Here is a 26556-nt window from a genome sequence, read left to right as displayed (position 1 = left end):
GATCGATCGGACGCGCGGCGTCCGATCGACGCGCTAGTGCGCGCAACTGGCGTCGTGCACGTGCCCATGGTTGAGCCGCAGGTTCGCCAGATGGGCCAGCCCGACGAGGGTGCCGCCGAAGGTCATCGCGATCGCATGCGGAATCACGCTGTGGTGCAGCGGCGTGTACAGCACGCCGAACCACAGCACCGCCAGGCCCGGAACCATCAGCGAGAGGGCCTGCACGGCGCGATGCCGGCGATAGCCGCCGATCATGCTGAACAGGCCCAGCCCCGTGGCGAACAGCACGAAACCCTCCTCGAAGCCGTCGCCCAGCCACGCCGCGACGCCCAGCGACGGCAGCACGGCGATCACCAGCGGCAACAGCGCGCAGTGGATCGCGCACAGCAGCGAGCCGGTGGCGCCGATCCGGTCGAGCAGGCTGCGGGGGCGGTTGGAAGACATGCGCGAACGTGACTTCTGGGAGGGGGTGGATCCGACTTCGTTATAATATAACATTGCGCAACTCGAGCCACCTACTTTAACCCGACCGATGTCAAAGCGCCTGCTGAATCGCCTCCCGCTCGCCCTCGCCCTCGCCGCCGCCCTCCCCCTGGGCGCCCAGGCCGACGACCAGGACCATGCCCACCAGCCCAAGGATCTGGCCGGCGTCGAAGTCAAAGCCACCCCGCTGGTCGGCACGGCCGAGGATCTGGTCCGCCCCGTCGAGGTACTGGCCGGCGCCAGGCTCGATGAGGTCAAGGCGAATTCCCTCGGCGAGACCGTCGGAAAACTCCCCGGCGTGCAGTCGTCCTACTTCGGCCCCGGCGTCGGCCGTCCGATCGTGCGCGGCTTCGACGGTGCCCGCGTGCAGGTGCTGAGCGACGGCCTGGGTTCCGGCGACGTGTCCACGGTCAGCGTCGACCACGCGGTCAGCATCGAGCCCTTCCTCGCCGACCAGATCGAAGTGCTCAAGGGCCCCGCCACCCTGCTCTACGGCAGCGGCGCGATCGGCGGCGCGGTGAACGTGGTCGACGGCCGCATTCCCGAAGCCGTCACCGACGAACCGCTGCAGGGCCGCGCCGAACTGCGCGGCAACACCGTCAACGACGAACGCACCGGCATGTTCCGCATGGACGGCACGTCGGCCTCGGGCAACGTCGTGTTCCACATCGACGGCCTGCATCGCGAGACCGGCGACTACGACATCCCCGGCTATCCCGAAAGCCGCCGCCTGATGGAAGAAGAAGGCGAAACGCCCGATCCGTCGGAAAAGGGCACGCTGCCCAACAGCTTCGTGCGCACCGACGCCGGCGCGCTGGGCGTGAGCTGGATCGGCGAACGCGGCTTCATCGGCGTCGGCGCGAGCCTGTTCGACACCCGCTACGGCGTGCCGGCCGGCGCGCACGAACACGAGCACGAGGAAGATCACGAGCACGAAGGCGAAGAGGAAGAAGCGCACGAAGAGGAAGGCCCGGTCACCATCGGCATGACCCAGCATCGCTACGAAGTGCGTGGCGGGCTGGACGACCTGGGCGCGTTCAAGTCCCTGCGCGCAAAGGTCGCGCGCACCGAATACACGCACACCGAATACGAAGGCGAGGAAACCGGCACCGTCTTCGACAACACCAGCACCGAGGCGCGCGTGGAACTCGTGCACAAGCCGCTGTTCGGCTGGGATGGCGCGATCGGCGCGCAATGGGCCCAGCGCGACTTCGAGGCGATCGGCGAGGAAGCCTTCGTGCCGCCGTCCAAGGGCAACGATGCGGGCGTGTTCTGGCTCGGCGAACGCAGCTTCGGCCCGGTGAAGACCGAACTGGGCGCACGCGTGGATCGCAACAAGATCGACGTGAACGAAGCGGAGGCGATCGGTCCGGATCGCGATTTCCACACGACGAGCCTGTCGGCGGCGTTCAAGTGGGACATCAACGAGGCCTTCCACCTCTCCTTCGGCCTGGATCGCGCGCAGCGAGCGCCGACCGCGGAGGAGCTGTATTCCAACGGCCTGCACGTGGCGACCAGCAGCATCGAACTCGGCACGCCGACGATGGACGAGGAAACCGCCAACCGCGCGGAGATCGGCCTGCACTGGCATGGCGGCCCGTTCAAGGCAAGCGCGTCGATCTATCACGTGAAGTACGACGACTTCATCTATCTCGCCGACACCGGCGTGGTGGAGGACGGCAGCCCGGTGCGCCTGTGGACGCAGGACGATGCGCGGTTCAACGGCGCCGAAGCGGAAGTGGACTGGAACTTCGCCGACAACGCGAGCGGCAGCTGGAACCTGCGCGTGTTCGGCGACATGGTGCGCGGCGAGCTCACCGGCAGCGGCACGCGCGAGGTCGCGTTCGCCGTGCCGCATGGCGACCACACGCACGATTACACGGCGCAGCTCGCGCGCGGCGGGAACCTGCCGCGCATCGCGCCGCATCGCGTGGGCGGCGAGGTGCGGTGGGAACTCGGCGACTGGCGCGCCTCGCTCGGTGCCGTGCGTTACGCACGCCAGGACGATGTCGCCGCTTACGAGACGGAAACCCCGGGCTATACGCTGGTCGACGCGCACATCGCATGGCACAGGGACACGCCGGCGGGCAATGCGTGGGAAGTGTTCCTCGACGGCAGCAACCTGCTCGACGAGGAAGCGCGCGTGCACACCTCCTTCCTCAAGGACGTGGCGCCGCTGCCGGGCCGCGGCGTTGGCTTCGGGGTCCGGGCGTTCTTCTGATGACGTGAGCGGGCGTACCACCGCCTCGCGATCGAGCCTGAACAGCGCCGCCTCACCCGCGGCGCTTTTCTTTTGCCGGAATAGGTGTATATACACGCTTATGCCAGAAGCTTCCCCCCCGCCCCCCAGCCTGTGCACCTGCTTCCGCCTGCGCAAACTCTCGCGCCTGGTGACGCAGCGCTACGACCGCGAGCTCGCCGTGGCCGGCATCAATCTCAACCAGTATTCGATCCTGCGCCGCGCCGCGCGCACGCCGCAGACGGTCGGCGCACTGGCGCGCGAGATCGGCATGGACCGCACCACGCTCAGCCGCGATCTCAAGCCGCTGATCGCCGCCGGCTGGATCGATCTGGCCAGCAGCGGCGAGGACGCGCGCGCGAAGCTGGTGCGCGTCAAACCGGCCGGAAAACGTCTGCTGGAACGCGCCCAGCCGCTGTGGCGCAGGGCGCAGGACGAAATCGACGCGCGTCTCGGCGCCACCGCCGTCGCGGCGCTGCACTCCCACCTCGATCGCGCGATGGCGCGGATGGAAGCCGAATGAACACGTCCCACGCCGCGCCGCACGCCATGCGTTACTGGCCGCTGGTGCTCGCCGCCACGGCGATGCTGATGATCACCATGGGCGTGCGGCAATCGATGGGCCTGTTCGTTGCGCCGATCGGCCGCAGCACGGGCCTGACCGTCGCGCAGATCAGTTTCGCGCTGGCGATCGGACAGTTCGTCTGGGGCGCGGTGCAGCCGGTGTTCGGCGCGATCGCCGACCAGCGCGGCCCCGGTCGCGTGCTCGCCGCCGGCGGCGTGCTGCTGGCCGCGGGCATGGTGCTGGCGCCCGCGCTCGCATCGGAATGGGGACTGCTGCTCACCCTGGGCGTGCTCAGCGCGGCCGGCGCGGGCGCGGGCAGTTTTTCCATCCTGATCGGCGCCACCGCCCAGCACATGCCGGCGGAAAAACGCTCGATGGCGGCGGGCGTGATCAACGCCGGCGGATCGTTCGGCCAGTTCCTGTTCGCGCCGCTGGTGCAGGCGGTGATCAGCGCCGCCGGATGGGCCGCGGCGATGTGGACGCTCGCCGTCTCGGCGCTGGCGACCTTGCCGCTCGCATGGCCGCTGCGTCGCCGCGCGGGCGATGCGGTGCACGTCGCGCGCGCGGCGGCGCCCGGCATTTCGTTGCGCGAACAGCTGCGCATCGCCGCGCGCGATCGCAGTTACTGGATGCTGCACCTGGGCTTCTTCACCTGCGGCGTGCACATCGCGTTCCTAGTAACGCACCTGCCGGGCGAGATCGCGTTGTGCGGCCTGCCGGCGAGCGTCTCGGCCGTGTCGCTCGCGCTGATCGGGCTGTTCAACGTCGGCGGCAGCCTCGCGGCGGGCTGGCTCGGCCAGCGCTTCCGCATGAAGACCCTGCTCGCCGCGATGTACGCCAGTCGCGCGTTGCTGATCGCGATCTACCTCGTCTCGCCGCCGACGCCACTGACGTTCTTCCTGTTCTCCGCCGGCCTGGGCCTGACCTGGCTGGCGACGGTCCCGCCGACGGCGGGCCTGGTCGGCAAGCTGTTCGGCGCGCGTTATCTCGGCACGCTGTTCGGGTTGACGTTGTTGTCGCACCAGCTCGGCGGCTTCTTCGGCGCGTGGGTCGGCGGACTGGTGCTGGAGCGCTTCGGCGATTACAGCTGGATGTGGTACGCCGACATGGCACTGGCGCTGATCGCCGCCGCCGCGAACCTGCCCATCCGCGAGGCCGCGCCGATGACGATGCGCGCCCCCGCGCCGCAACCGGAGGCCACGTGAGCATGCATGACGAAGACAGACGCGATGAAGGCGCGATCGACCTGCAGGCGAAGCTCGCCACGTTCGACGAACACTGGCAGCCGCGCACCGTCGCGACCTTCAACGGCCACGACATCATGGTGGTGAAGGTGAAGGGCGAGTTCGTGTGGCACTCGCACGCGGACACCGACGATCTCTTCCTGGTGCTGCACGGCCGCGTGCGCATCGAACTGCGCGACCGCCACGTCGAGCTCGGCCCGGGCGAGCTGTTCGTCGTGCCGCGTGGCGTCGAGCATCGTCCGGTCGCCATCGAGGAAGCGCACCTGATGCTGATCGAACCGACCGGCACGCCGAACACGGGCGATGCAGCCACGGCGGCGCAGCGTCGGGTGATCTAGGGGCGCTTTGCGCTCCCGGCGACTCAGGCCTCGGCGCGCGCGCACGCCGCGCACACGCCATGCACTTCCAGCGTCTGCGCCTGCGGCGTGAAGCCCAGTTCGCGCGCGCGACGGTCCAGCGTTTCCACGATGCGCTCGTCCTCCAGCTCCGTCGCCGACTGGCAGCGGTCGCAGATCAGGAACGGCACCGCATGCTGCGCCGCGCCCGGGTGGTGGCAACCGACGAAGGCGTTGATCGAGGCGAGCTTGTGGATGAAGCCGTGTTCGAGCAGGAAATCCAGCGCGCGATACACCGTCGGCGGCGCCGCGGCGTCGTGCGTGGCCTTCATCTGGTCGAGCAGCTCGTAGGCCTTCACCGGGCGGCCGGCATCGGCGATCAGGCGCAACGCGTGCGCGCGGATCGGGGTCAGGCGCAGGCCGCGGGCCTCGCACGCGCGCTCGACCTCGTGCACGAAGGCGTCGCCGTCGTGGACGTGGTGGGTCGGGTCGGTGCAGGCGTGATGGTGGCTCATGGGCGCGTTCCCGCTCGGGATACCGAGGATTTAGGCCCCTGCCGGCACTTTTGCAAGGGCCGCGTCGATGCGCGCCAGGGCTTCGTCCTGCCCTGCCAGGTAGACGGTGTGCGAGATGTCCGGCGAGACCTGCGTGCCGGTGATCGCCACGCGCATCGGCTGGGCGACCTTGCCCATGCCGATGCCCAGCGCCTCGGCGGTCGCATGCAGCGCGCCGGAGACGGCATCGGCGCTCCACGTGCCCAGCGCGGCCAGACGCTCGCGCGCGTCGGCCAGCGGCGCGCGCGCGGCAGCGGTCAGGTGCTTGGCGACGGCTGCATCGTCGTACTGCGTGAGCGGCTGGAACCACACGGCCGAGCGCTCGGCCATCTCCTTCAGCGTCTGCACGCGGTCGCGCAGCGCGACGACGAGGTCGCCGGCTGCGGGGCCCTTCGCCAGGTCGTAACCGGCGGCGCGCAGGTGCCATTCCAGATGCGTGGCGACGTCGGCCGGCGCGTCGTTCTTCAGGTATTGCTGGTTGAGCCACCCGAGCTTGGCCGGATCCAGGCGCGAGGCCTTGGCGTTCACGTCCTTCAGGTCGAACAGCGAGGTCATCTCCGCGATGGAGAAGATCTCCTGGTCGCCATGCGACCAGCCCAGGCGCACGAGGTAGTTGAGCAGCGCGTGCGGCAGGTAGCCCATCTCGCGGTACTGCATGACGTCGGCCGCGCCGGTGCGCTTGGACAGCTTGGCGCCCTGCTCGTCCAGGATCATCGGCAGGTGCGCGAAATGCGGCTCCGTGGCGCCGAGCGCGCGATAGATGTTGATCTGTCGCGGCGTGTTGTTGACGTGGTCGTCGCCGCGCACCACGTCGGTGATGCGCATGTCGATGTCGTCGACGACCACAGCGAAGTTGTAGGTCGGATAGCCGTCGGAACGGAAGATCACCAGGTCGTCGAGTTCGCTGTTGGCGATCTCGATGCGGCCCTTCACCTTGTCTTCCCACACGACGGTGCCGTCCTGCGGGTTCTTGAAGCGGATGACGCGGTTGGGATCGTCGCGGAAGCCTTCGTTGCGATCGCGATACGCGCCGTTGTAGCGCGGCTTGTCGCCGGCGGCCATCGCCTTCTCGCGCATGGCCTCCAGTTCTTCCTTGGTTTCGTATGCGTAGTACGCGGTGCCGGCCGCGACCATCTGCTCGGCGACCTCGCGGTAACGCTCCAGGCGCCGCGTCTGGTAGATCGGGCCTTCGTCGTAATCCAGGCCGAGCCACGCCATCGCCTCGAGGATGGCGTCGATCGCCGCCTGCGTGCTGCGCTCGCGGTCGGTGTCCTCGATGCGCAGGACGAACTGCCCGCCGTGGCGACGCGCTTCCAGCCAGCAGTACAGCGCGGTGCGGGCGCCGCCGATGTGCAGGTAGCCGGTGGGACTGGGGGCGAAGCGGGTGCGGCTGGTCATGGGGCGTTCGTGCGGCGGAAAGCGGCGATTTTAACCGGAGCCGGCCCGCCGGGGCCGGATGCCGGCGGTCACGGGACGGGCTCCGGCGGCAGGCCCTAGAATCGCGGCATGACGACCTTGTTCATCTCCGACCTCCACCTCGACGCCGAACGTCCGCAGATCACCGAACTGTTCGGCCGTTTCCTCCGCTCCGAAGCCTACGGCGCCGACGCGCTGTACATCCTGGGCGATCTGTTCGAGGCGTGGGTCGGCGACGACGACCCGTCCGAAACCGGCGCCTTCGTCGCGCGCGAGCTGCACGAACTGCAGGCCTCCGGCGTGCCGGTGCATTTCATCCGCGGCAACCGTGATTTCCTGCTTGGCGAGGACTTCGCGCAACGCGCCGGCATGCGAATCCTGCCGGACCCGTCGGTGGTGATGCTCTACGGCGAGCCGACGCTGATCATGCACGGCGACACGCTGTGCACCGACGATCTCGCCTACCAGCAGTTCCGCGCGCAGACCCGTAATCCGCAGTGGCAGGCGCAGTTCCTCGCGCAGCCGCTGGCGGCGCGCGTCGCCTTCGCGCAACAGGCCCGCGCCGCGAGCCGCGCGCACCAGAGCGGGCTGAAGCAGCAGGGCACGATGGAAACCATCACCGACGTCTCGCCGGCGACGGTGGAAAGCACGTTCGGCCGTTATGGACTGTCGCGCATCATCCACGGCCACACGCATCGCCCGGCGGTGCATGAGCTGATGATCGAAGGTCGCCCGTGCGAGCGCATCGTGCTCGGCGACTGGTACGACCACGGGTCCGTGCTGCGGGTGAGCCGGAAAGGGTTCGAGTTATGCGGGTTGGCGATGCAGTGACAGGTTTGTCGCCCTGACAGCGTCGTCCCGGTAAAGGGCGGGATGACGTGACGTCTTCGCCGGGATCAGCCCGGCAACCAGCCGCCGCATCAGCCCGCCAGCTTCTCCAACGCTTCCAGTTCCTCAGGCCCGAAGCCCGCCGCACTGCGCGCTTCATGATTGAACGGCCCGTACAACACCGCGCGCGCGTACTCGGCCAGCAATTCGCGGAAGCGCGGCACCGGATCCACGCCCGCGCGTTCGCAATACCAGCGGAACCAGCGCGAACCCGCGGCGACGTGCGCCACTTCCTCGCGCAGGATGACTTCGAGGATCGCGACCGTCGCTTCGTCGCCCATCGCGCGCAGCTTCACGATCATGCCCGGAGTAACGTCCAAGCCGCGCGCTTCCAGCACGCGCGGCACCAGCGCCATGCGCGCCAGGCCGTCGTGCGCGGTTTTCTCGGCCATTTCCCACAGGCCGTTGTGCGCGTCGAAATCGCCGTAGTCGTGGCCGAACTCGCGCAGCCGCGCACGCAGCATCGTGAAGTGCCGCGCCTCGTCGTTCGCGACGCTTACCCAGTCGGCATAGAAATCATGCGGCAGGCCGCGAAAGCGGTACGCCGCGTCCCACGCCAGGTCGATCGCGTTGAACTCGATGTGCGCGATGGCGTGGATGAACGCCGCGCGTCCTTCGTTGCTGCCGAAGCCGCGCCGGGGAAGATCGCGCGGATGCACGAGCAGCGGACGCCCGGGGCGGCCCGGCATGCGGATCGCCTCCGGGTCCGGCGCATCGCCGGGAATCGTGAGTTCTCCGCGCGAGAACGCTTCGGCGGCTGCGAACGTCGCCGCGACCTTCGCGTCCGGCGACGCCGCATCGAGGCAGGCGCGCGCGGCGTCGAACAGCGACGTCATGGCGTCAGTGCGCGGCGGGATCGGCCGGCGAGCAGCCCCAGCCGTCGGCGAATCCGCCGAAGGTTCCGGCCAGATCGGCGAATTCGCGCTCCATCGCGGTGATGGCCGCATGCGACGGCGCCATGATGCGCACCACGCACACCTGCCACACGTCTTCCTCGTCGACCTCGGGTTCGTCCACCGACACGAACGGCTTCTCCGCCGCGGCTGCCGCGAACGCCTCCGCCTGCGATTCGTCGTCGAAAACGTGGAAGAACTCGATCGGCCGTTCCAGCGTGAGGTCGTCGCCGTCGTCGAGCATGCGGCGCAGGACTTCGCCGTTTTCGTCGTCCGGAATCATCGCCCGCTGCAGTTCGCGCACCTCACGCCCTCCGCGTCTTCTTCGCCTCGTCCGAACGCAGCTGCTGGATGCGCTCGAAATAACCCGGCTCGATGCCGGTGACGTATTCGCCGTTGAAGCAGGACGAATCGAAGTGGCTGATGCGCTGTTTCGGGCCGGACACGGCTTCTTCCAGGTCCGACAGGTCCTGGTAGATCAGCCAGTCCACACCGAGCAGCTTCTCGACTTCCTCGTCCGTGCGGCCGTGCGCGACGAGTTCCTCGGCCGACGGCATGTCGATGCCGTACACGTTCGGATAGCGCACGGCGGGCGCGGCGGACGCGAGATACACCTTGCGAGCGCCGGCATCGCGCGCCATCTGCACGATCTGCTTCGACGTCGTGCCGCGCACGATGGAGTCGTCCACCAGCAGCACGACGCGGTTGCGGAATTCCAGCGGAATCGGATTGAGCTTGCGACGCACCGACTTCGCGCGCTCGCCCTGCCCCGGCATGATGAAGGTGCGACCGACGTAGCGGTTCTTGATGAAGCCCTCGCGGTACTTCACGCCGATGACGTTGGCGATTTCCAGTGCGGCGTCGCGCGAGGTGTCGGGAATCGGAATGACGGTGTCGATGTCGTGGTCCGGACGCAGGCGCAGGATCTTCTCGCCGAGCTTCTGGCCCATGCGCATGCGCGCCTTGTGCACCGAGACCTCGTCCATCATCGAGTCCGGGCGCGCGAAGTACACGTATTCGAAGATGCATGGCGTGTGCTGGCGCGGTTCGGCGCACTGGCGCGTGAACAGCTCGCCGCGCGGCGTGACGACGATGCCCTCGCCCGGGCGCACGTCGCGCACGCGCTCGAAGCCGAGCAGGTCGAGCGCGACGGATTCGGACGCGACGGCGTATTCGTCCTGCCCACCGCTGTTGCGCTTGCCCAGCACCAGCGGGCGGATGCCGTTGGGATCGCGGAACGCCACCAGCCCCAGGCCCAGCACCGTCGCGACCACGGCGAAACCGCCGACGCAGCGACGGTGCACGCCTTCGATCGCGCGGAACGCGGCGTCGGGGTTCAGCGCCTTGGTCGCGTCCAGCTCGTGCGCGAACACGTTGAGCAGCACTTCCGAATCGGATTCGGTGTTGACGTTGCGGCGATCCTGTTCGAACACCTCGCGACGCAGCGTGTCGGTGTTGATCAGGTTGCCGTTGTGCGCCAGCGCGATGCCGAACGGCGAGTTCACGTAGAACGGCTGCGCCTCGTCGGAGCCTTCGCTGCCCGCGGTGGGATAGCGGCAGTGCGCGATGCCGACGCGACCTTCCAGCAGCGACATCGAGTTCTCGTCGAACACGTCGCTGACCAGCCCGTTGCCCTTGTGCACGCGCAGCTTGCTGCCGTTCGCCGTGGCGATGCCGGCGGCGTCCTGGCCGCGATGCTGCAGCACCGTCAGACCGTCGTAGAGCTGCGCCGCGACGTCGTTGTGGCCGACGATACCGAGAATGCCGCACATGGTGATGAGTCCTGCTGTGAAGTTGTTTGGTGCGCGGCCGTCAGGCCTCGCTGACCGGCGCCGGCAGGGCCGGCGTGGTCTCCGGCGTCACCGCCGGGGGAAGTCCGCCGGAATCCGCCGGCGCATGACCGTCCAGGTCGACGTGTTCGGCGGCCCATTCGGGCAGCCACGCGCGCATCCACCGCGCACCCGGCACGAACACCGGCACCACCTGCGAGCGCTGCCATTCCGGCTCGCGCGGCATCGCGGTGAGGCCGGCAAGCAGCACCAGCACGCAGGCGACGAACGCCCCGCGCGCGATGCCCAGCACCAGGCCGAGCATGCGGTCGAGCCCGGACAGCCCGACCGACTGCACCAGCTTGCGCACCAGCCAGCCGACCAGGCCGACCACGACCAGCACGCCGATGAAGCACAACGCGTAACCGCCGAAGAGCTCGCCCGGGCCGATGTCGCCGTCGCCCGACAGGATCAGCCCGACGTCGGCGCCGAAATGGAACGCCGCCCAGCCCGCCAGCAACCACGCGATGAGCGAGGCGAGCACGCCGACGAAGCCGCGCATCAGCCCGAACAGCGCCGATACCGCGACCACCGCCAGCAGCACCCAGTCGATCGCGCCCATGCGTCAGCTCACCGCCGAGATGGGGTCAGGGGTGCGGGCGGACAATGCCGCTCACGCCCAGCTTCGCCGCGACCTGCGCCCTGAGCTGGTCGGCTTCGCCGCGGCTGGCCACCGGCCCGACGCGAACGCGGTTCAGCACGCCCTTGTCGGTGCGGACCTGCTCGACGAACGCGCTGAACCCCGACGCACGCGCGCGATCGCGCAGCTTGTCCGCATCCGCGGCGCTGCCGAAGGCGCCCAGCTGGACGGCAAAGCCCACACCGGACGCGGCCGGCGCGCTCGGGCGCGCGGGAGCCGGCTTCCCGGCGGGCTTTTCGACCTTCGCGATGGGCTTCTCAACGGGTTTGCTGGCCGCGGGCCTGGCGGGTTCCGCCGGCAGCGGCGCGGGGGCCGACGTCGACGGGCGCGGAGCGGCCGCCGAAGCCTCCGACAGCGGGACCGGCGCGGACACCGGCGCCGTCCGGGCGGGAGCGGGCTGCGACGCGCTGGCGACGGGCTCGGCGGCCTCGGCGTCCAGCACGACGACCTTCGCGCCGACATCGCTGCGTACGCGACCGGACTGCAGGCGCGCGCCCTCGGCCTGCGCCTGGGTGGCGAACGGCCCGATGCGCACCCGGTGCAGCGTGCGACCGTTGCCGGGGACGGGTTCCTGGTAGGCGGGCAGCTGCGCGCCCAGCAGCGCCTTGATCACGCGGTCGGCGTCGGCCGCCGAGGCGTAGCTGCCGAAGCTCACGGCGTAGTTGCCGCCGCCGGTGGCGGCCGGCATCGCATCCTGGGTCGGCGCGGGCGCGGTCGCGGTGGTGTCGACGGTCGGGAGCGTGTCGCCGGCGTCTTCACCGGCATCGGCGTTCATGCCGACGGCACCGCCGGCCGGCGCCTGGCCGGGGCTCACCAGCGGCAGTTCGCGGGTCTCGAAGTCGCCGCCGGGCGCCTTGGGCAGTTCGAGCGGGACATTGGACGCCCCGCTTTCGGGCGCCGGCCCCTTGATCAGCATCGGCAGGAAGATCACCGCCAGTGCGATCAACACGACCGCACCGATGACGCGCTGTTTCAGGGCAGGTTCCATCGGTTCTCGTTTACCGCAGGCGGATTGCCGCGCGAATTATACCCTCGCGACCCGCCGGGACCGGCGCGGCGGCGGTCACGTTCAGTCGCGGGCGAGCGACGCCAGCGCGGTCGCGGCGGTGTGGAAGGAGCCGAACACCAGCACGCGATCACCCGCCTCCGCCCCGGCTCGCGCCGCGTCGAGCGCCTGCGCGACGTCCGCGTGCCTCGCGCCGTTCGCCGCGGCGGTACCGGCCAGGCGCGCGGCGAGCGCATCGACGTCGGCGCCGCGCGGCCCCGCATCGGCGAGCCCGGCCAGGTGCCACTCGTCGACGCAGGGCGCCAGCGCCTCCACCACGCCGGTGGCGTCCTTGTCGGACAGCGCGGCGTACACGGCGATCATGCGACCCCGCGCGGGCGCGGCGCGGAGCCAGTCGGCGAGCGCGCGCGCGGCCTGCGGGTTGTGGCCGACGTCGACGAGGATCTCCACGCCATCGCGTTCGAACCGCTGCAGCCGCCCGCCGATGTGCGCGTTGGCGATGCCGTCGCCGTAGGCCTCGCGCGGCAGCGGCTTCGGCCGATTCTTCAGCGCGCGCAGCGCCGCGATGGCGACCGTCGCGTTGCGCAATTGCACCGGCGCGGCGAGCCGCGGCATGGGCAGTTCGAGCCGCTTGCCGATCTCGCGCCACTGCCAGCGCCCGGGCTGCGCGTTGCCGTCGGCATCCAGCATGGACGGCAACGGTTTGAAGAAGAAATCGTTGGCGATGCGCCACGTCGGCGCGCCGATGCGATACGCATGGCCCAGCACGCTCGACGGCGGATCATCGTCGCCCAGCACCAGCGGCTTCCATGCGCGTGCGATGCCGACCTTTTCCGCGCCGATGGCTTCGCGCTCGTCGCCCAGGTAATCCTGGTGATCCAGGTCCACCGTGGTGATCACCGCGACGTCCGCGTCGATCAGGTTGGTCGCGTCCAGCCGTCCGCCGAGGCCAACTTCGAGGATCGCCAGATCGAGCTTCGCGCGTTCGAACAGCCACAACGCGGCGAGCGTTCCGTATTCGAAGTAGGTCAGTTGTGTGTCGCCGCGCGCGGCCTCGATCGCTGCGAAGGCTTCGATCAGCGCGTCGTCGGATGCGTCGGCGCCGTCGATGCGCACGCGTTCGTTGTACGCGAGCAGGTGCGGCGACGTGTACGCACCAACCTTCCACCCCGCCGCGCGCGCGATCGACTCGATGAAGGCGACGGTCGAGCCCTTGCCGTTCGTCCCGCCGACGGTGATCACCGCCCTGCCCGGTTTGCCGAGCTTCAGCGCCTGCGCGACGACGCGGATGCGGTCGAGCCCCATGTCGATGGACCTGGGGTGGATGCGTTCGATGTACTGGAGCCAGTCGGCGAGCGTGCGGGTGGTCATCCGCGCATTATCGCCGGGGACCCGCCGTTGTAGCTTCTGTAGCCCGGGTAAGGTCGAAGGCCGCACCCGGGTTGCGCACGTCCGGCGAGCCCCGCCCCCGGGTGCGCTTCGCTTACCCGGGCTACAACGGCCGCGCTACCGCCGCCCTTCTCACAACGCCCGATGCACCGCCTCGCCAAAGAACGCCGTGTGATGGCTGCAGTCGTTCAGCCGCACCACTTCCAGATGATCAACGTCGGGGCCTTCGAGCAGGTTGATCGTCGTCGGGGCCTGGCGGAAGGTCCACAGGCGCGAGAGCGGAATGCCGAGCACGTGGCACAGCAGTACGCGGTTCACCGCGTCGTGCGCGACGACCAGCAACGTGTCGCTCGCGCCGAGGCCTTCGGTCGCGCGCGCGAACGCGGGCCACGCACGTTCGAAGACGTGCTGCAGCGATTCGCCTTCCGGCATCAGCACCTCGTGCGGCGTGTCGCGCCAGGCTTGCAGGCGGTCGGGATCGCGCTCGCGGATCTCGGTGGCAAGCAGGCCTTCCCACGTGCCGTGCGCGATTTCCATCAGGCCCGGATCGAGCGTCAGCGGCAGGTCGCGATCGCCGAGCGCGAATTCCGCCGTCTGCCGCGCGCGACCCAGCGGCGAGGCGACCGCGCGCGTGATCGGCACTTCACGCAGGCGTTCGCCCAGCGCGCGCGCCTGCGCGATGCCGACGTCGGACAGCGGAATGTCTTCCTGGCCCTGGTAACGGCCTTCGGCGTTCCAGGGCGTTTCGCCGTGGCGTGCAAGCAGGATGCGCATGATCGGGTCCGTGTGGGGCGGCCGACGGAGGCGTCGCGCCGAATGGGCCAGCCTAGCAAAAGCGGCGCCTCGCACAACGGTTGCACTGGCAACCGCCGCGCCGCTGCGGGACCATGCGCGCTTCACCACAGGAGGCACGGCGATGGCACAGGTCAAGGGAGAGTTCGACGTGAAGCGCACGCCGGAAGGCGGTTTCGATCTGGGCGGCGGCGCGGTCGCGGGGCATTTCCGCTTCGACAAGCAGTTCCATGGCGCGCTGGACGCGACCGGCATCGTGCACATGCTCGCGGTCGGCACGCAGGTCGACGGCTCGGCGGCCTACGTCGCGGTCGAACGCATCGACGGCACGCTCGACGGACTGCGCGGCGCCTTCCTCACCCAGCACAACGGCACGCTGGATCGCGGCGCGCCGACGCTGTCGCTGACGGTGGTGCCGGATTCGGCGACGGGCGAACTGGAAGGCCTGCGCGGACGGATGCAGATCGACATCGTCGAGGGCAAGCACTTCTATACGTTCGATTACGAGATCGCGGAAGGTTGAGTCCGCCACGCCTTTGTAGCCCGGGTAAGCCAAGCGCACCCGGGTGAGCGTGACAGACCCCGGGTGCGCCTGGCGTGCCCGGGCTGCAAGAGCTTCGATCGCCAGCGGGTTTCCGCGCCGCTACTTCCCCGCCTTCTCCGGCACGCCCATCTCTTCCAGCAGCTGCGGCGCCGGGAAGACCTCCTGCATGATCCAGCGCATATAGCGCTGGTCGACCGCGATCATGCGGGTCATCGCCGGATCGAACACCCAGTTGCTGCTCACCGATTCCCAGTTGCCGTCGAACGCGAGGCCCACGAGCCTGCCGCGCGCATCGAGCACGGGCGATCCCGAATTGCCGCCCGTGATGTCGAGGTCCGACAGGAAATTCACCGGCACCGTCTTGAGCTTGCGATCGGCGAGGCCGCCGTAATTCTTCGCGGCGATCGCATCCAGTAGCGGTTGCGGCGCATTGAACGGCGCCTCGCCGGTGGCCTTCGCCGCCACTTCCTCCAGGCGCGTGAACGGCACCTGCTTCGTGCCGTCGGTCTTCGTGTAGCCCATGACGTTGCCGAAGGTGATGCGCAGCGACGAGTTCGCGTCGGGATACACGAACTGGCCCTTGCTCTTCTTGTAGTCGGCCACCGCCTGCAGGTACACCGGACGCGCGACGAGCGCATCGCCCGCGCGCGCCTTGCCTTCCTGTTCCAGCCGCAGCACGGTCGGCATGATCGCCACGGCGAACTGCACCGCCGGATCCCTGCTCTTCTCGAACGCGGCCTTGTCGGCCCCCATCAGCGACACGCGCTGTTCGGTGCTGCCGAGCCTGGTCTTGGCGAGCTTGTCGAGTGCGGCCTGGATCGCCTTCTCGTCGCGTCCGCCGAGCCACTTGTCGAGCGCTGGCACCCGCTGCGAATCGGAAAGCTTGAGGTATTCGCGCAGCCAGTACGCCTGCAGTTCGCGATCCATCGCCGGCACGTAGCGACGTTCCATCTGGCGCATCGCACCTTCGATCGTCGGGCGATCGCGTTCCTGGTAGCCCTGCTCGCGCTGCGCGTCGGGCTTGGCGCGTTCCAGCGCGAAGCGGTACAGCTGCGTCGCCGCGCCGAGCGTGCCGGTGCTGCGCAGTTGGCCGAACACGAGGTCGCGTTCGCGATGCGTGCGCGCGGCTTCGTCCAGCGCGACGAGCTTGGCGTGCGCGGCGAGCGCCGCCTCGCCCTCCGCACCTTCCGAGCGCAGCCAGTCGAGCACCGCCGCTTCCTCGGCCTGCTTCTTCTCCGCCGCGCCGATGCGTTCGAAGCCCGCCAGCTGGCCGTCGTAATTCTTCATCGTGTTCTGCCAGCCGCGAATCGTGCTGGCGTAACGCACCGCGATGTCGGGATTCCGGCTGCCTTCGCGCTGCACGAGCGCGACCAGCTTCTTGTAATGCTCGCCGATGGTCGGATACGTCCAGTTCGCGGTCTCGTCGAATTCCTCGGCGAGCGCGTAGCGCGCGGTGCGGCCGGGATAGCCCGCGACCATCACGAAGTCGCGTTCGCGCAGCGGTTTGTCGGCGAGTTGCAGGTGATGCTTCGGCTGGTACGGCACGTTGTCCGTGGAGTACGCCGCGGGCCTTCCATCCTTGCCGACATACGCGCGATAGAACGCGAAATCGCCGGTGTGGCGCGGCCACATCCAGTTGTCCACTTCGCCGCCGTAGTTGCCGACGCTGCCCGGAGGCGCGTAGACCAGACGCACGTCCTTGATCTCGAGGTTGCGGAACAGGCGGTATTCGTTGCCACCGGAGAAGCTGTACAGGCGGCAGCGAAAACCCGCTTCGCGTTCGCACGAGGCGACGAGCTGCTTCTCGACCGTCTCCAGCGCGTTCGTGCGCCCGAGCGCATCGGGCGCCGCGGCGATCGCGTCCTTCACCTGCTTCGTCACGTCCTGGATCGTGTCGAGCGCGTAGATGCGCGCGTTCGGACCGGCGGAGACTTCCTGCGCCTGCGTGGCGGCGTTGAAGCCGTCCTGCATCAGGTTCTTCTCGGGCGTGGAATTGAGCTGGATCGCGCCGTACGCGCAGTGGTGGTTGGTGACCACCAAGCCCTGCGGCGAGACGAAGCTCGCCGTGCATCCGCCGAGCGAGACCACCGCGGCCATCGGATCGCCGGTGAGGTTGGCCAGCTGCGAGGGGTTGAGCTTCAGGCCCGCCTTCTTCAGCGGCCCCGCGATCTCCGGCAACTGCTGCGGCACCCACATGCCCTCGCCGGCATGGGCCATGCCCGCGGCCACGACCAACGCACAGGACACCGCCGTCGCCAACCCCATATGACGCATGCGCAACTCCTCGCTCAAGGTGAGCGGCCGAGTCTAGCCTGCGTTCGCGCGGCGCCGCCATGCTGCGGCGCACAGCGCCGGATCGTGCAAGGCGTGCGCCCGTTCATGGTGCAACGGGCGCCGCGGAACGCCGGCGGATCACTCCGCCGGCAGGTTCATCTCCTCCAGCAGATGCGGCGCCGGATACACCTTCGCCAGCAGCCAGCGCAGGTAGCGCGCATCGACGTGGATCGCGCGCTTGAAGCGCGGGTCGTACATCCAGCTCGCGCTGACCGCTTCCCAGTTGCTGTCGAAGTTCAGACCGATGAGCTTGCCTTCCGCATCGAGCACGGGCGAGCCGGAATTGCCGCCGGTGGTGTCCAGGTTGGTGAGCAGGTTGACCGTCTGCGTGCCCAGGCTCGGCTCGGCGGTGCTGCCGAAATCGCCTCTCGAGATCGCATCGAGCAGCGGCCTCGGCGCGTCGAACGGATCCTCGCCGGTGTGCTTCTCGACGATGCCCTGCACGGTGGTGAGCGGCAGGTAATGCACGCCGTCGCGCGGATCCATCGCGCTGATGCGGCCGTAGCTCACGCGCAGGGTGGAATTCGCATCCGGGTACACCGCGCGGCCCTGCGACTTGCGGTAGGCGATCAGCGCGCGCATGTACGCCGGACGCAGGCGCAGCAGCTCGCCGGCGCTGGTCTTGGCTTCGTCGTCCAGCCGCAGCAGCGCGGGCAGCAGCGTGGCGGCGGCTTGCAGCAGCGTGTCCTTCGATGCGGCGAGCGTCGCGCGATCGGCCTGCATGGCGGCCAGACGCTGGGCTTCATCGCCCAGCTGCGTACCGGCGTACATCGCATCGAGCTTCTGCTTCAGCTGCGCCGCCGTGGTGCCGAACACCGCGTCGAATTCGGGCACGTGCTGTGCGGGCGGCAATGCCTGGTACTGCGTGAGCAGCTCGGTGAGCAGCGCCTTTTCGACCTGCGGCGCATAGCGGCGCTGCGCCTGCTTCAGCTGGCCGGTGATGAGCACTTCGTCGCGCTGCTGGTAACCGCTCTCGCGCTGCGCATCGGGCTTGGTGCGTTCGTTCGCGAGACGCTGGGCGGTGAGCGCCGCGCGCAGCAGCTGTGTCTGCGACTGGATCAGGCCGACCAGCTGGTCGCGTTCGCGCGTGGCCACGGTTTTGTCGAGCACCGCCTGCGCGGCGGCGATGTCGGCGCGCGTCGCGGCGGCACCGGGCTGCCTGGCGAGCCAGGCGAACATCGCCGCCTCGTCCTCGCGGCGCACGCGCGTGGCGTCGCTGCGACGCAGGCCGTCGAGTTCGCCCTGCGCGCGCTTGAGCGTGTTCTTGAAGCCGCGCACCTGCGAGGCGTAGGCCACGCGCGCGGCTTCGTCCTTCGCCGCGGTGCCTTCGACCACGTCGATCATGGTCTGGTACAGCGCGACGCGCGAGGGCAGCTGCCAATCGATCTGGTTGGCGAATTCCGACGCCATGCGATGGCGGAACGTCACGCCCGGATACCCGGCGAGCATTGCGAAGTCGCCTTCCTTCACGTTTCGCGTGGACACCTGCAGGTGCGCCGGCGGCACGTAGGGCACGTTGTCGGGCGCGTAGTCGGCGGGCTTGCCGTCGCGGCCGACGTACGCGCGCAGCAGGGTGAAATCGCCGGCGTGGCGCGGCCACATGAAATTGTCGATCTCGCCGCCGTAATTGCCGATGGCGTTCGGCGGCGCGTAGACCAGGCGCACGTCGCGCAGTTCGAGCTGGCGCACCAGGTAGAAATCGGTGCCGTAGTACATGTTGGCGACGCTGCAACGCGTGCCGGGCTCGCGTTCGCACTCGGCGACGGCGGCCTTGCTCGCCGCGTCCACCGCATCGAAATAGGCGCGGCCCTGCTTGCCGCGCGCGCCTTCGAGGATGCGGTCGGTGATGCGGTCGAAGCCGGTGGTCACCAGCACGCGGTAATCGGGATTGGCCGGAAGTTCGGCGGCGCGGTCGGCGGCGATGTAGCCGTCCTGGATCAGGTCGCGCCCGGGCCTGGAGTTGTACTGGATCACGCCGAACGCGACGTGGTGGTTGGTCAGCACCAGGCCATCCTTCGAGACGAACGCGCCGCTGGCGCCGCCGACCTTCACCACCGCGTTCATCGGCGGCTTCGCCAGTTCGGCCAGGTCGCGGGCGTCGCCCTTGAAACCGGCCGCCTTGAGCTGCGCGGCGATGTCCGGCAGCTGGGAGGGCATCCACATGCCTTCGTCGGCGCGGGCGCCGGCGGGTGCCAGCCCAAGGGCCAGCGGGATCGAAACGGACAGGCTCAACAGACGGCGGCGCATGGTATGGACGGGGTCTTCGCGGCTCGGGGAAGCGGGCGACGATAGGCGAAGGCGCCCGCCTGCGGCAAACGGCGCGCCCGGTCAAGGCCGGGCCGGCGCGTATAATTCGCCCTTCTTTACCGCCACTCCGCGGACGAATCCCACATGACGCAAACGATGAAGGCGCTGGTCAAGCGCGAAGCCGGCAAGGGCATCTGGATGGAAGAGGTGCCGATCCCCTCGCCCGGCCCGAACGAGGTGCTGATCAAGCTGGAGAAGACCGCGATCTGCGGCACCGACCTGCACATCTACCTGTGGGACGAATGGAGCCAGCGCACGATCAAGCCGGGCCTGGTGATCGGCCATGAGTTCGTCGGCCGCGTGGTCGAGCTCGGCCCGGGCGTGACCGGCTACACCGTCGGCCAGCGCGTCTCGGCCGAAGGCCACATCGTCTGCGGCCACTGCCGCAACTGCCGCGCTGGCCGCCAGCACCTGTGCCCGAACACCACCGGCATCGGCGTGAACCGCAACGGCGCGTTCGCCGAATACATCGTGATGCCGGCCAGCAACCTGTGGCCGATCCCGGACCAGATCCCGTCCGAACTCGCCGCGTTCTTCGATCCCTACGGCAACGCCGCGCATTGCGCGCTGGAATTCGACGTCGTCGGCGAGGACGTGCTGATCACCGGCGCTGGCCCCATCGGCATCATCGCCGCCGGCATCTGCAAGCACATCGGTGCGCGCAACGTGGTGGTCACCGACGTCAACGACTTCCGCCTGAAGCTCGCCGCCGACATGGGCGCCACGCGCGTCGTCAACGTCGCCAATACGTCGCTGAAGGACGTGATGGCCGACCTGCACATGGAAGGCTTCGACGTCGGCCTGGAGATGAGCGGCAATCCGCGCGCGTTCAACGACATGCTCGATTGCATGTACCACGGCGGCAAGATCGCGATGCTCGGCATACAGCCCCGGGGCGCGGGCGCCGACTGGGACAAGATCATCTTCAAGGGCCTCACCATCCACGGCATCTACGGCCGGAAGATGTACGAGACCTGGTACAAGATGACGCAGCTGGTGCTCAGCGGCTTCCCGCTCGGCAAGGTGCTCACGCACCAGCTTCCCGTCGAGGATTTCCAGAAGGGCTTCGACCTGATGGAAGCGGGCAAGGCCGGCAAGGTCGTGCTGAGCTGGAACTGACCGGAGCGCACATGAGCCTGACCGAACGCTACGAGCGCACGCTCGAGGAAATCCGCGACGCCGGCCTGTTCAAGTCCGAGCGCATCATCACATCAAAGCAGTCGGCGGAGATCACGCTCGCCGACGGCCGCACGGTGCTGAACTTCTGCGCCAACAACTACCTGGGCCTGGCCGATCATCCGGACGTCATCGCCGCCGCGAAGGACGCGCTGGACACGCACGGCTTCGGCATGGCGTCGGTGCGCTTCATCTGCGGCACGCAGGACCTGCACAAGCAACTGGAGAAGACGATCGCCGACTTCTTCGGCACGGAGGACACCATCCTCTACGCCGCCTGCTTCGACGCCAATGGCGGCCTCTTCGAGCCGCTGCTGGACGAGAAGGACGCGATCATCTCCGACGCGCTCAACCACGCTTCGATCATCGACGGCGTGCGCCTGTGCAAGGCCAAGCGCTACCGCTACGCCAACTGCGACATGGCCGATCTGGAAAAGCAGCTCCAGCAGGCCAAGGCCGACGGCGCGCGCACGATCATGATCACCACCGATGGCGTGTTCTCGATGGACGGCTTCATCGCGCCGCTCGACGAAATCACGCGTCTGGCGAAGCAGTACGGCGCGCTGGTGCACATCGACGAATGCCACGCGACCGGTTTCCTCGGCGCGAACGGCCGCGGCTCGGCCGAGGTGAAGGGCGTGATGGAGAAGATCGACATCTTCACCGGCACGCTCGGCAAGGCGATGGGCGGCGCGCTCGGCGGTTTCACGACGGCAAAGCGCGAAGTGATCGAACTGCTGCGCCAGCGTTCGCGTCCGTACCTGTTCTCGAACTCGCTGCCGCCGCACGTCGTGGCGGCAGGCATCAAGGCGTTCGAGATGCTCTCGTCCGCGGGCGAGCTGCGCGAGCGGCTGGCGGAGAACACCGCGTACTTCCGCGAGCAGATGACGAAGGCCGGTTTCGACATCAAGCCGGGCGTGCATCCGATCGCGCCGGTGATGCTGTACGACGCGCCGCTGGCGCAGAAGTTCGCCGCGCGCCTGCTCGAAGAAGGCATCTACGCGATCGGGTTCTTCTTCCCGGTCGTGCCGCAGGGACAGGCGCGCATCCGCACGCAGATGTCGGCGGCGCACACGCGCGAACATCTGGATCGTGCGATCGCGGCCTTCGTGAAGATCGGTCGCGAACTGGGCGTGCTGAAGGGTTGAGCCTTCGCGCACGTCGCGGGAAACGAAAAAGGCCGGTCCATGACCGGCCTTTTTCTTTGTGCCTGCGAGCCGGTTGGCGCGCGGTGCTTACTTGCCCTTCGCTTCCGCCGCGACTTCCTTGCCCGCCGGAGCGGCACCGGCCGCCGCAGCGCCGCCGCCGTTGCCCTTCGCCACGCGGAAGCCGCGCGACTTCATCCAGGCATCGAATTCGTCGGCCGTCATCTTCTTGCCGTTCTGGTGCATGTTGAAGCGGTACGGCGTGTTGTCGAACTGGGTCTTCGGCTTGTACGTGTTCGGATCGAGGTTGGCGGTCTCTTCCTTGGCCGGCTCGGCCTTGGGCGCTTCCGCCTTGGCCTTCGCGGCCGGCTTCTTCTTGCCTGCGAACGCGACCGTGTGCGCCGCATCGAAACGCACCAGCGAATGCTCCGAACCCTGCGCGCGCACGCCGTCCACCTTCAGCTGCGAACCGCTGTGCGCCGACGCCGCGGCGCTCACCAGGAGCAGCGAAACCGCTACCATTGCCTTGTTCATTTCCGGTTTTCCCCACGACGAAGTTCGCGGAAGTTTAGGCCCGATACAGGGGGGCAACGCAAGCAGAATCGTCGGAAAAACAGTGATTTCCCCCACATTCCTGCATTGCCGCGACAAGCGGCGTCACCGCGGCTGCACATGCACGTTGCTGAATAGCGCTTCGGCCTCGGTGGCGTCGAGCTCGCGCCACTGCCCTTTTTGCAATTCCCCGAGCGCGAGCGGACCGATCGCCACACGCACGAGCCGGAGCACGGCGATGTCGACGGCGGCGAGCAATCGGCGGATCTGCCGGTTGCGGCCTTCGTCGAGGACGATCTCCAGCCATGCGTTGCGCTCGCCGCTGCGCAGCAGTCTCGCGGAGGCGGCACGCAAACGTCCGCCATCGGCCTCCACGCCTTCGACAAGCGACGCGAGCACGTGCGCGCCGGGCACGGTGTCGATCTGCACGTGGTAGGTCTTCAGTGGACCGGTGTCGGGATCGGTGATGCGCGCGGCCCACGCGGGATCGTTGCTGAACAGCAGCAGCCCTTCGCTGGCCTTGTCGAGCCGTCCCACGGGCGCGAGCCACGGCAGGCCTGCGCCGTCGAAACAGCGGTACACCGTGTCGCGTCCGCGTTCGTCCTGCGTCGTCGTCACCAGCCCACGTGGCTTGTTGAGCATCAGGTACACGCGCGGCGCGACGTTGATCGCGCGGCCGTCGACGACGATGCGCTGGCCGCCATCGCGCAGGATCGGGAACTCGGGATCGCGAACCACGCGGCCGTCCACTTCGACGCGTCCAGCGTGGATCCAGCGCGCCGCTTCGCTGCGCGAGCACAGGCCCTGCTTCGACAGCACGCGTGCGAGCCCGTGGCGCGGCGCGGTCGACGCGTGCCCGCGCCCGTGCTGCGATCCGCCTCTCGCCGGCGCGCGGGGCGCGCGCGGCGTCACTTGTTCTCGGGTTCGGTCTTCGGCGCTTCGGTTGCGGCCGGCGGCGTGACGACCGTCTTGCCCTTCACCACGCGCACGCCTTTGGCCTTCATCCATGCATCGAATTCCTCGGCGGTCATGCGCTTGCCGTTCTGGTTCATGTTGAAGCGCCACGGCGTGTTGTCGAACTGCGTCTTCGGCTTGTACGCGGCCGGGTCGTTCGGATCGGCCGGCGTCACCGAGCCAGCCGCCGGCAGCGCCTTGGCGACCTGGCAGCCTTCCACGCGCAGCCGGAACAGCACTTGGTCGACCGCGAGGGATTCATCGAACGCCTGCGACAGCACGCCGGTGGGCGCGCCGAGCTGGTGGCTGGGCGCGACCAGTTCCGGGGCGATCGGCGCGACGAGGGTCGGACGGATCGGCAGCGCCTTCGGCGGCGTCATCGAACCGCATTGCGCGCCCTGCGCCTGGGCGACGCCGGCAAGCAGCAGGCAGGACAGGGCGATCAGCGCGCGCATGGCCGTTCTCCTTCAATCGGGCGTGCGCAGTGTACGCCGCCGGACGTGCGAGCGGCCGTGAATGCGTGGCGCATCGGCCGGCTGGATCGTCGCCCGCGAAAACGACGAAGCCCGACGCGAGGCCGGGCTTCGAAGGGATCGCGCGGAACGGACCGCGCGGATCGCACGTCCGTCAGTTCTGGACGTTCAACTCGGTGCGGCGATTGGTTTCGCTCTTGCACGCCGGGAACGACTGGCCCTTGTCTTCCAGCGGACGGCTCTCGCCGTAGCCGTTCGGTCCGGCCAGACGCGAGGCATCGACGCCCTGCGCGGTCAGGTACTCGTACACGGCGCGTGCGCGACGCTCGGACAGCTTCTGGTTGTAGCCGTCCTTGCCGCACTGGTCGGTGTGGCCGGCGACTTCGACGCGCAGTTCCGGGTGACGCTTCAGGATCTCGGCGGCTTCGGCCAGGATCGAAACCGCGTCCGGACGCAGCGTCGCCTTGTCGAAGTTGAAGTTCACGCCGCGCAGGTCGATCGACACGTTCACCGCGCAACCGTCCGGACCGATGGTCTGGCCGGCGACCGAGCTCGGGCACTTGTCCTCGCAGTTGTTGACGCCGTCGCCGTCGTCGTCGCGATCTTCGCAACCGGGGGTGACGACCGGCGGGGGCACGGCAGTTGCGGCCGGCGCCCCCAGCGGGATCACGACGCCGACCGAAGCCAGCACGTCGCCGAACCAGTCTTCCTTGTCGCCCACGTGGACGCTGCCGTCGTCGAAGTCGGCGCGGTAGGCGATTTCGGTGCGGATCGCGGCGCGCTTGCCCGCCAGGGCGCTCTGCAGGCCGACGCCGACCTTCGCGGCCAGGTTGCCTTCCTCACGATCCAGCAGCGGAGCCGGCACGCCGGCGCCGAGGAACTCTTCTTCCGAACGCTGGTAGCCCAGGCCCATCAGCAGGTACGGCGCCCAGTCGCGGCCTTCGGCGTTGAAGTAGCGGCGCGCGTCGAGCGAGACGCCGTACTGCGACCAGTTCATGTCCTGGTTGCCGTCGAAATTCGGGTTCTGGTAGTTCAGTTCGCCGTCGAGCGACCAGTTCTCGTTGAGGAACTTGCCGACGCCCAGCGTGCCGAACGGCGCATTGCGCGTGCCGCGGTCGTTGTCCTGGATGTTCATGCCGGCCGAACCGGTCAGGTACCAGCGGTCGTCGGAAACTTGTGCGTTGGCCACCTGGGCGAACGTCAGGCCGGCCAGGATGGCCGAGCCGAGCAGATGCATCTTCTTCAAGGTTCACTCCTTGCAGCAGTTGGAAAGCAACGGGTTCTCATGAAGGCCGCCGCTCGCGGTGTCGCCGCGGTACGCATTCACGAAGCGCAGGAATGATAAGAAGTCGTTAGCTGCACGTATCCGAGAAAGGTTCTCGCTGGAGTTCTTCGAAGGCGTACGAAAAACGCGCTCAAAAAAAAGCCCGGCACGAGGCCGGGCTTCGAAGTACCGCGGAACTACCCGCGTACCTGGCTGTGTCCTCAGTTCTGGACGTTCAGCTCGGTACGGCGGTTGAGCTCGCTCTTGCACTCGGGCATCTTCTGGCCCTTGTCTTCCAGCGGACGGCTCTCGCCGTAGCCGATCGGACCCTGCAGGCGCGAGGCATCCACGCCGTTGGTGGTCAGGTAGTCGTACACGGCCGTGGCGCGACGCTCCGACAGCTTCTGGTTGTACGCATCGCTGCCGCACTGGTCGGTGTGACCGGCGACTTCGACGCGCAGTTCCGGATAGCGCTTCAGGATCTCGGTCGCTTCCGACAGGATCGAAACCGCGTCGGGACGCAGCGTCGACTTGTCGAAGTCGAAGTTCACGCCCTTCAGGTCGATCGAGACCGGCACCGGGCAGCCGTCCGGACCGATGGTCTGGCCGGCCTGCGAATCCGGGCACTTGTCGTCGCAGTTGTTGACGCCGTCGCCGTCGTCGTCGAGGTCGGCGCAGCTCGGCGCGGCCGGAGCCGGCGGGGCGGCAACGGCCGGGGCGCCCAGCGGGATCACGACGCCGACCGAAGCCAGCACGTCGCCGAACCAGTCTTCGCTTGGGGCCGAGACGCTGCCGTCGTCGAAGTCGGCGCGGTAGGCCAGCTCGGTGCGGATGGCGACGCGCTTGTTGGCCAGCGCGCTCTGCACGCCGACGCCGATCTTGGCGGCCAGGTTGCCTTCCTCACGCTCGCCCGGCGAGTTGGTGCTCGGGAACGCATCGAACTCTTCTTCCGAGCGCTGGTAGCCCAGGCCCATCAGCAGGTACGGCGCCCAGTCGCGGCCTTCGGCCGTGAAGTGACGACGCAGGTCGAGCGAGACGCCGTACTGGCTCCAGTTCAGGTCCTGGTTCGCGTCGTTGTTCGGGTTCTGGTAGTTCAGCTCACCATCGAGCGACCAGTTCTGGTTCAGGAAACGGCCGACGCCCAGGCCCGCGAACGGGGCATTGCGGGTGCCGCGATCGTTGTCCTGGATGTTCATGCCGGCCGAGCCGGTCAGGTACCAACGGTCATCGAATTCCTGCGCACCGGCGACCTGGGCGAACGCCAGACCAGCCAGCAGCGCAGTGCTCAACAAACGGATCTTCATCTGTCACTCCTTGGATCAGTAAGGAAGCGGTTGGGGGAAAACACGTCATTACTGCAGGCGGCGCACACCCGGCAGGACCTGAACGGGGACCAGCGAGGGTCAGCACCGCGGGTCACTGACGCGGGAATGATACACCCGTCAAGACGATTGTTAATACTAGTTAACGTTCTTTGCAAAGAATGTCCGGTAAATAAACGAAGCCCGGCGATCGCCGGGCTTCGTCTTGGTAC

The 26556-nt window shown here is 68.5% G+C and carries 25 protein-coding genes; 8 read left to right on the top strand and 17 right to left on the bottom strand.

What is annotated here, in order from left to right:
* Positions 1 to 33 precede the first annotated feature (33 nt).
* Positions 34 to 444, bottom strand: coding sequence for a MerC domain-containing protein (locus tag AC3ANK_RS04625; RefSeq protein WP_484172233.1), 411 nt, complete (start codon positions 442 to 444; stop codon positions 34 to 36).
* Between the two features lie 88 nt (positions 445 to 532).
* Here AC3ANK_RS04625 and AC3ANK_RS04620 point away from each other — a divergent pair, with 88 nt between their 5' ends.
* The 4 genes from AC3ANK_RS04620 (at position 533) to AC3ANK_RS04605 (ending at position 4869) form a co-directional block, all read left to right on the top strand.
* Positions 533 to 2704, top strand: coding sequence for a TonB-dependent receptor (locus AC3ANK_RS04620; RefSeq protein ID WP_484172232.1), 2172 nt, complete (start codon positions 533 to 535; stop codon positions 2702 to 2704).
* 100 nt (positions 2705 to 2804) lie between these two features.
* Entirely contained in the window at positions 2805 to 3245 is a 441-nt protein-coding gene (locus AC3ANK_RS04615; RefSeq protein ID WP_484172231.1) for a MarR family winged helix-turn-helix transcriptional regulator, read from the top strand.
* Entirely contained in the window at positions 3242 to 4492 is a 1251-nt protein-coding gene (locus AC3ANK_RS04610; protein ID WP_484172230.1) for an MFS transporter, read from the top strand. Before AC3ANK_RS04615 ends, AC3ANK_RS04610 begins: the two co-directional genes overlap by 4 nt.
* A gap of 2 nt (positions 4493 to 4494) precedes the next feature.
* Positions 4495 to 4869: a cupin domain-containing protein gene (locus tag AC3ANK_RS04605; RefSeq protein ID WP_484172840.1), complete on the top strand. Its 375-nt coding sequence runs from the start codon at positions 4495 to 4497 to the stop codon at positions 4867 to 4869.
* Positions 4870 to 4892: 23 nt separating this feature from the next.
* Here AC3ANK_RS04605 and AC3ANK_RS04600 read toward each other — a convergent pair whose 3' ends face one another.
* Together AC3ANK_RS04600 and gltX are read right to left on the bottom strand one after the other, a co-directional pair.
* Positions 4893 to 5381, bottom strand: coding sequence for a transcriptional repressor (locus AC3ANK_RS04600; protein WP_206859768.1), 489 nt, complete (start codon positions 5379 to 5381; stop codon positions 4893 to 4895).
* Between the two features lie 30 nt (positions 5382 to 5411).
* Positions 5412 to 6818, bottom strand: a complete 1407-nt coding sequence (gltX, locus tag AC3ANK_RS04595; protein ID WP_484172229.1) for a glutamate--tRNA ligase — start codon at positions 6816 to 6818, stop codon at positions 5412 to 5414.
* A gap of 108 nt (positions 6819 to 6926) precedes the next feature.
* Between gltX and lpxH the strand changes: the two genes are divergently transcribed.
* Entirely contained in the window at positions 6927 to 7667 is a 741-nt protein-coding gene (gene lpxH / locus AC3ANK_RS04590; protein WP_484172228.1) for a UDP-2,3-diacylglucosamine diphosphatase, read from the top strand.
* Positions 7668 to 7756: 89 nt separating this feature from the next.
* On the opposite strand, the gene AC3ANK_RS04585 is transcribed toward lpxH, so the two are convergent.
* The 7 genes from AC3ANK_RS04585 to AC3ANK_RS04555 form a co-directional block, all read right to left on the bottom strand.
* Entirely contained in the window at positions 7757 to 8560 is an 804-nt protein-coding gene (locus tag AC3ANK_RS04585) for a ferritin-like domain-containing protein (protein ID WP_484172227.1), read from the bottom strand.
* 4 nt (positions 8561 to 8564) lie between these two features.
* A complete protein-coding gene (locus tag AC3ANK_RS04580) occupies positions 8565 to 8921 on the bottom strand; it encodes a ribonuclease E inhibitor RraB (RefSeq protein ID WP_206859772.1) in 357 nt (118 codons plus the stop codon).
* Position 8922: 1 nt separating this feature from the next.
* On the bottom strand, positions 8923 to 10389 hold the full coding sequence (gene purF / locus AC3ANK_RS04575; RefSeq protein ID WP_484172226.1) for an amidophosphoribosyltransferase: 1467 nt from the start codon (positions 10387 to 10389) through the stop codon (positions 8923 to 8925).
* Between the two features lie 40 nt (positions 10390 to 10429).
* A complete protein-coding gene (locus AC3ANK_RS04570) occupies positions 10430 to 11008 on the bottom strand; it encodes a CvpA family protein (RefSeq protein WP_206859774.1) in 579 nt (192 codons plus the stop codon).
* A gap of 25 nt (positions 11009 to 11033) precedes the next feature.
* Positions 11034 to 12074 carry an SPOR domain-containing protein gene (locus AC3ANK_RS04565; protein ID WP_484172225.1) on the bottom strand — a complete coding sequence of 347 codons (1041 nt, stop codon included), beginning with the start codon at positions 12072 to 12074 and terminating at the stop codon, positions 11034 to 11036.
* An 81-nt stretch (positions 12075 to 12155) separates the two neighbouring features.
* Entirely contained in the window at positions 12156 to 13463 is a 1308-nt protein-coding gene (folC, locus tag AC3ANK_RS04560; protein ID WP_484172224.1) for a bifunctional tetrahydrofolate synthase/dihydrofolate synthase, read from the bottom strand.
* A gap of 150 nt (positions 13464 to 13613) precedes the next feature.
* Positions 13614 to 14255, bottom strand: a complete 642-nt coding sequence (locus AC3ANK_RS04555; RefSeq protein WP_206859777.1) for a histidine phosphatase family protein — start codon at positions 14253 to 14255, stop codon at positions 13614 to 13616.
* Between the two features lie 142 nt (positions 14256 to 14397).
* On the opposite strand from AC3ANK_RS04555, the gene AC3ANK_RS04550 reads away from it, so the two are divergent.
* A complete protein-coding gene (locus AC3ANK_RS04550) occupies positions 14398 to 14796 on the top strand; it encodes a DUF3224 domain-containing protein (protein ID WP_206859778.1) in 399 nt (132 codons plus the stop codon).
* Between the two features lie 120 nt (positions 14797 to 14916).
* On the opposite strand, the gene AC3ANK_RS04545 is transcribed toward AC3ANK_RS04550, so the two are convergent.
* Together AC3ANK_RS04545 and AC3ANK_RS04540 are read right to left on the bottom strand one after the other, a co-directional pair.
* Positions 14917 to 17013: a S46 family peptidase gene (locus tag AC3ANK_RS04545; protein ID WP_484172839.1), complete on the bottom strand. Its 2097-nt coding sequence runs from the start codon at positions 17011 to 17013 to the stop codon at positions 14917 to 14919.
* Positions 17014 to 17229: 216 nt separating this feature from the next.
* A complete protein-coding gene (locus AC3ANK_RS04540; RefSeq protein ID WP_484172838.1) occupies positions 17230 to 19383 on the bottom strand; it encodes a S46 family peptidase in 2154 nt (717 codons plus the stop codon).
* A gap of 159 nt (positions 19384 to 19542) precedes the next feature.
* On the opposite strand from AC3ANK_RS04540, the gene tdh reads away from it, so the two are divergent.
* A complete protein-coding gene (gene tdh / locus AC3ANK_RS04535) occupies positions 19543 to 20577 on the top strand; it encodes an L-threonine 3-dehydrogenase (protein WP_484172223.1) in 1035 nt (344 codons plus the stop codon).
* 11 nt (positions 20578 to 20588) lie between these two features.
* Positions 20589 to 21782: a glycine C-acetyltransferase gene (gene kbl / locus AC3ANK_RS04530; protein WP_206859780.1), complete on the top strand. Its 1194-nt coding sequence runs from the start codon at positions 20589 to 20591 to the stop codon at positions 21780 to 21782.
* An 87-nt stretch (positions 21783 to 21869) separates the two neighbouring features.
* On the opposite strand, the gene AC3ANK_RS04525 is transcribed toward kbl, so the two are convergent.
* The 5 genes from AC3ANK_RS04525 to AC3ANK_RS04505 all read right to left on the bottom strand — a co-directional run bounded on the left by AC3ANK_RS04525 (position 21870) and on the right by AC3ANK_RS04505 (position 26326).
* Positions 21870 to 22313: a hypothetical protein gene (locus AC3ANK_RS04525; RefSeq protein ID WP_242524979.1), complete on the bottom strand. Its 444-nt coding sequence runs from the start codon at positions 22311 to 22313 to the stop codon at positions 21870 to 21872.
* A 123-nt stretch (positions 22314 to 22436) separates the two neighbouring features.
* A complete protein-coding gene (locus AC3ANK_RS04520; RefSeq protein WP_484172222.1) occupies positions 22437 to 23339 on the bottom strand; it encodes a pseudouridine synthase in 903 nt (300 codons plus the stop codon).
* Entirely contained in the window at positions 23240 to 23740 is a 501-nt protein-coding gene (locus AC3ANK_RS04515; RefSeq protein ID WP_206859782.1) for a hypothetical protein, read from the bottom strand. Before AC3ANK_RS04515 ends, AC3ANK_RS04520 begins: the two co-directional genes overlap by 100 nt.
* A gap of 172 nt (positions 23741 to 23912) precedes the next feature.
* Positions 23913 to 24995, bottom strand: coding sequence for an OmpA family protein (locus tag AC3ANK_RS04510; RefSeq protein WP_484172837.1), 1083 nt, complete (start codon positions 24993 to 24995; stop codon positions 23913 to 23915).
* A gap of 248 nt (positions 24996 to 25243) precedes the next feature.
* The gene (locus tag AC3ANK_RS04505; RefSeq protein WP_484172221.1) at positions 25244 to 26326 is read right to left on the bottom strand and encodes an OmpA family protein; all 1083 of its coding nucleotides are present in this window, start codon (positions 26324 to 26326) and stop codon (positions 25244 to 25246) included.
* Between the last annotated feature and the right edge of the window lie 230 nt (positions 26327 to 26556).

The sequence above is a fragment of the Lysobacter sp. SCRH-1R genome, from assembly GCF_057747855.1.
Note: the sequence above shows the minus strand (reverse complement) of the source record. Positions and strands in the feature narration are given on the sequence as shown.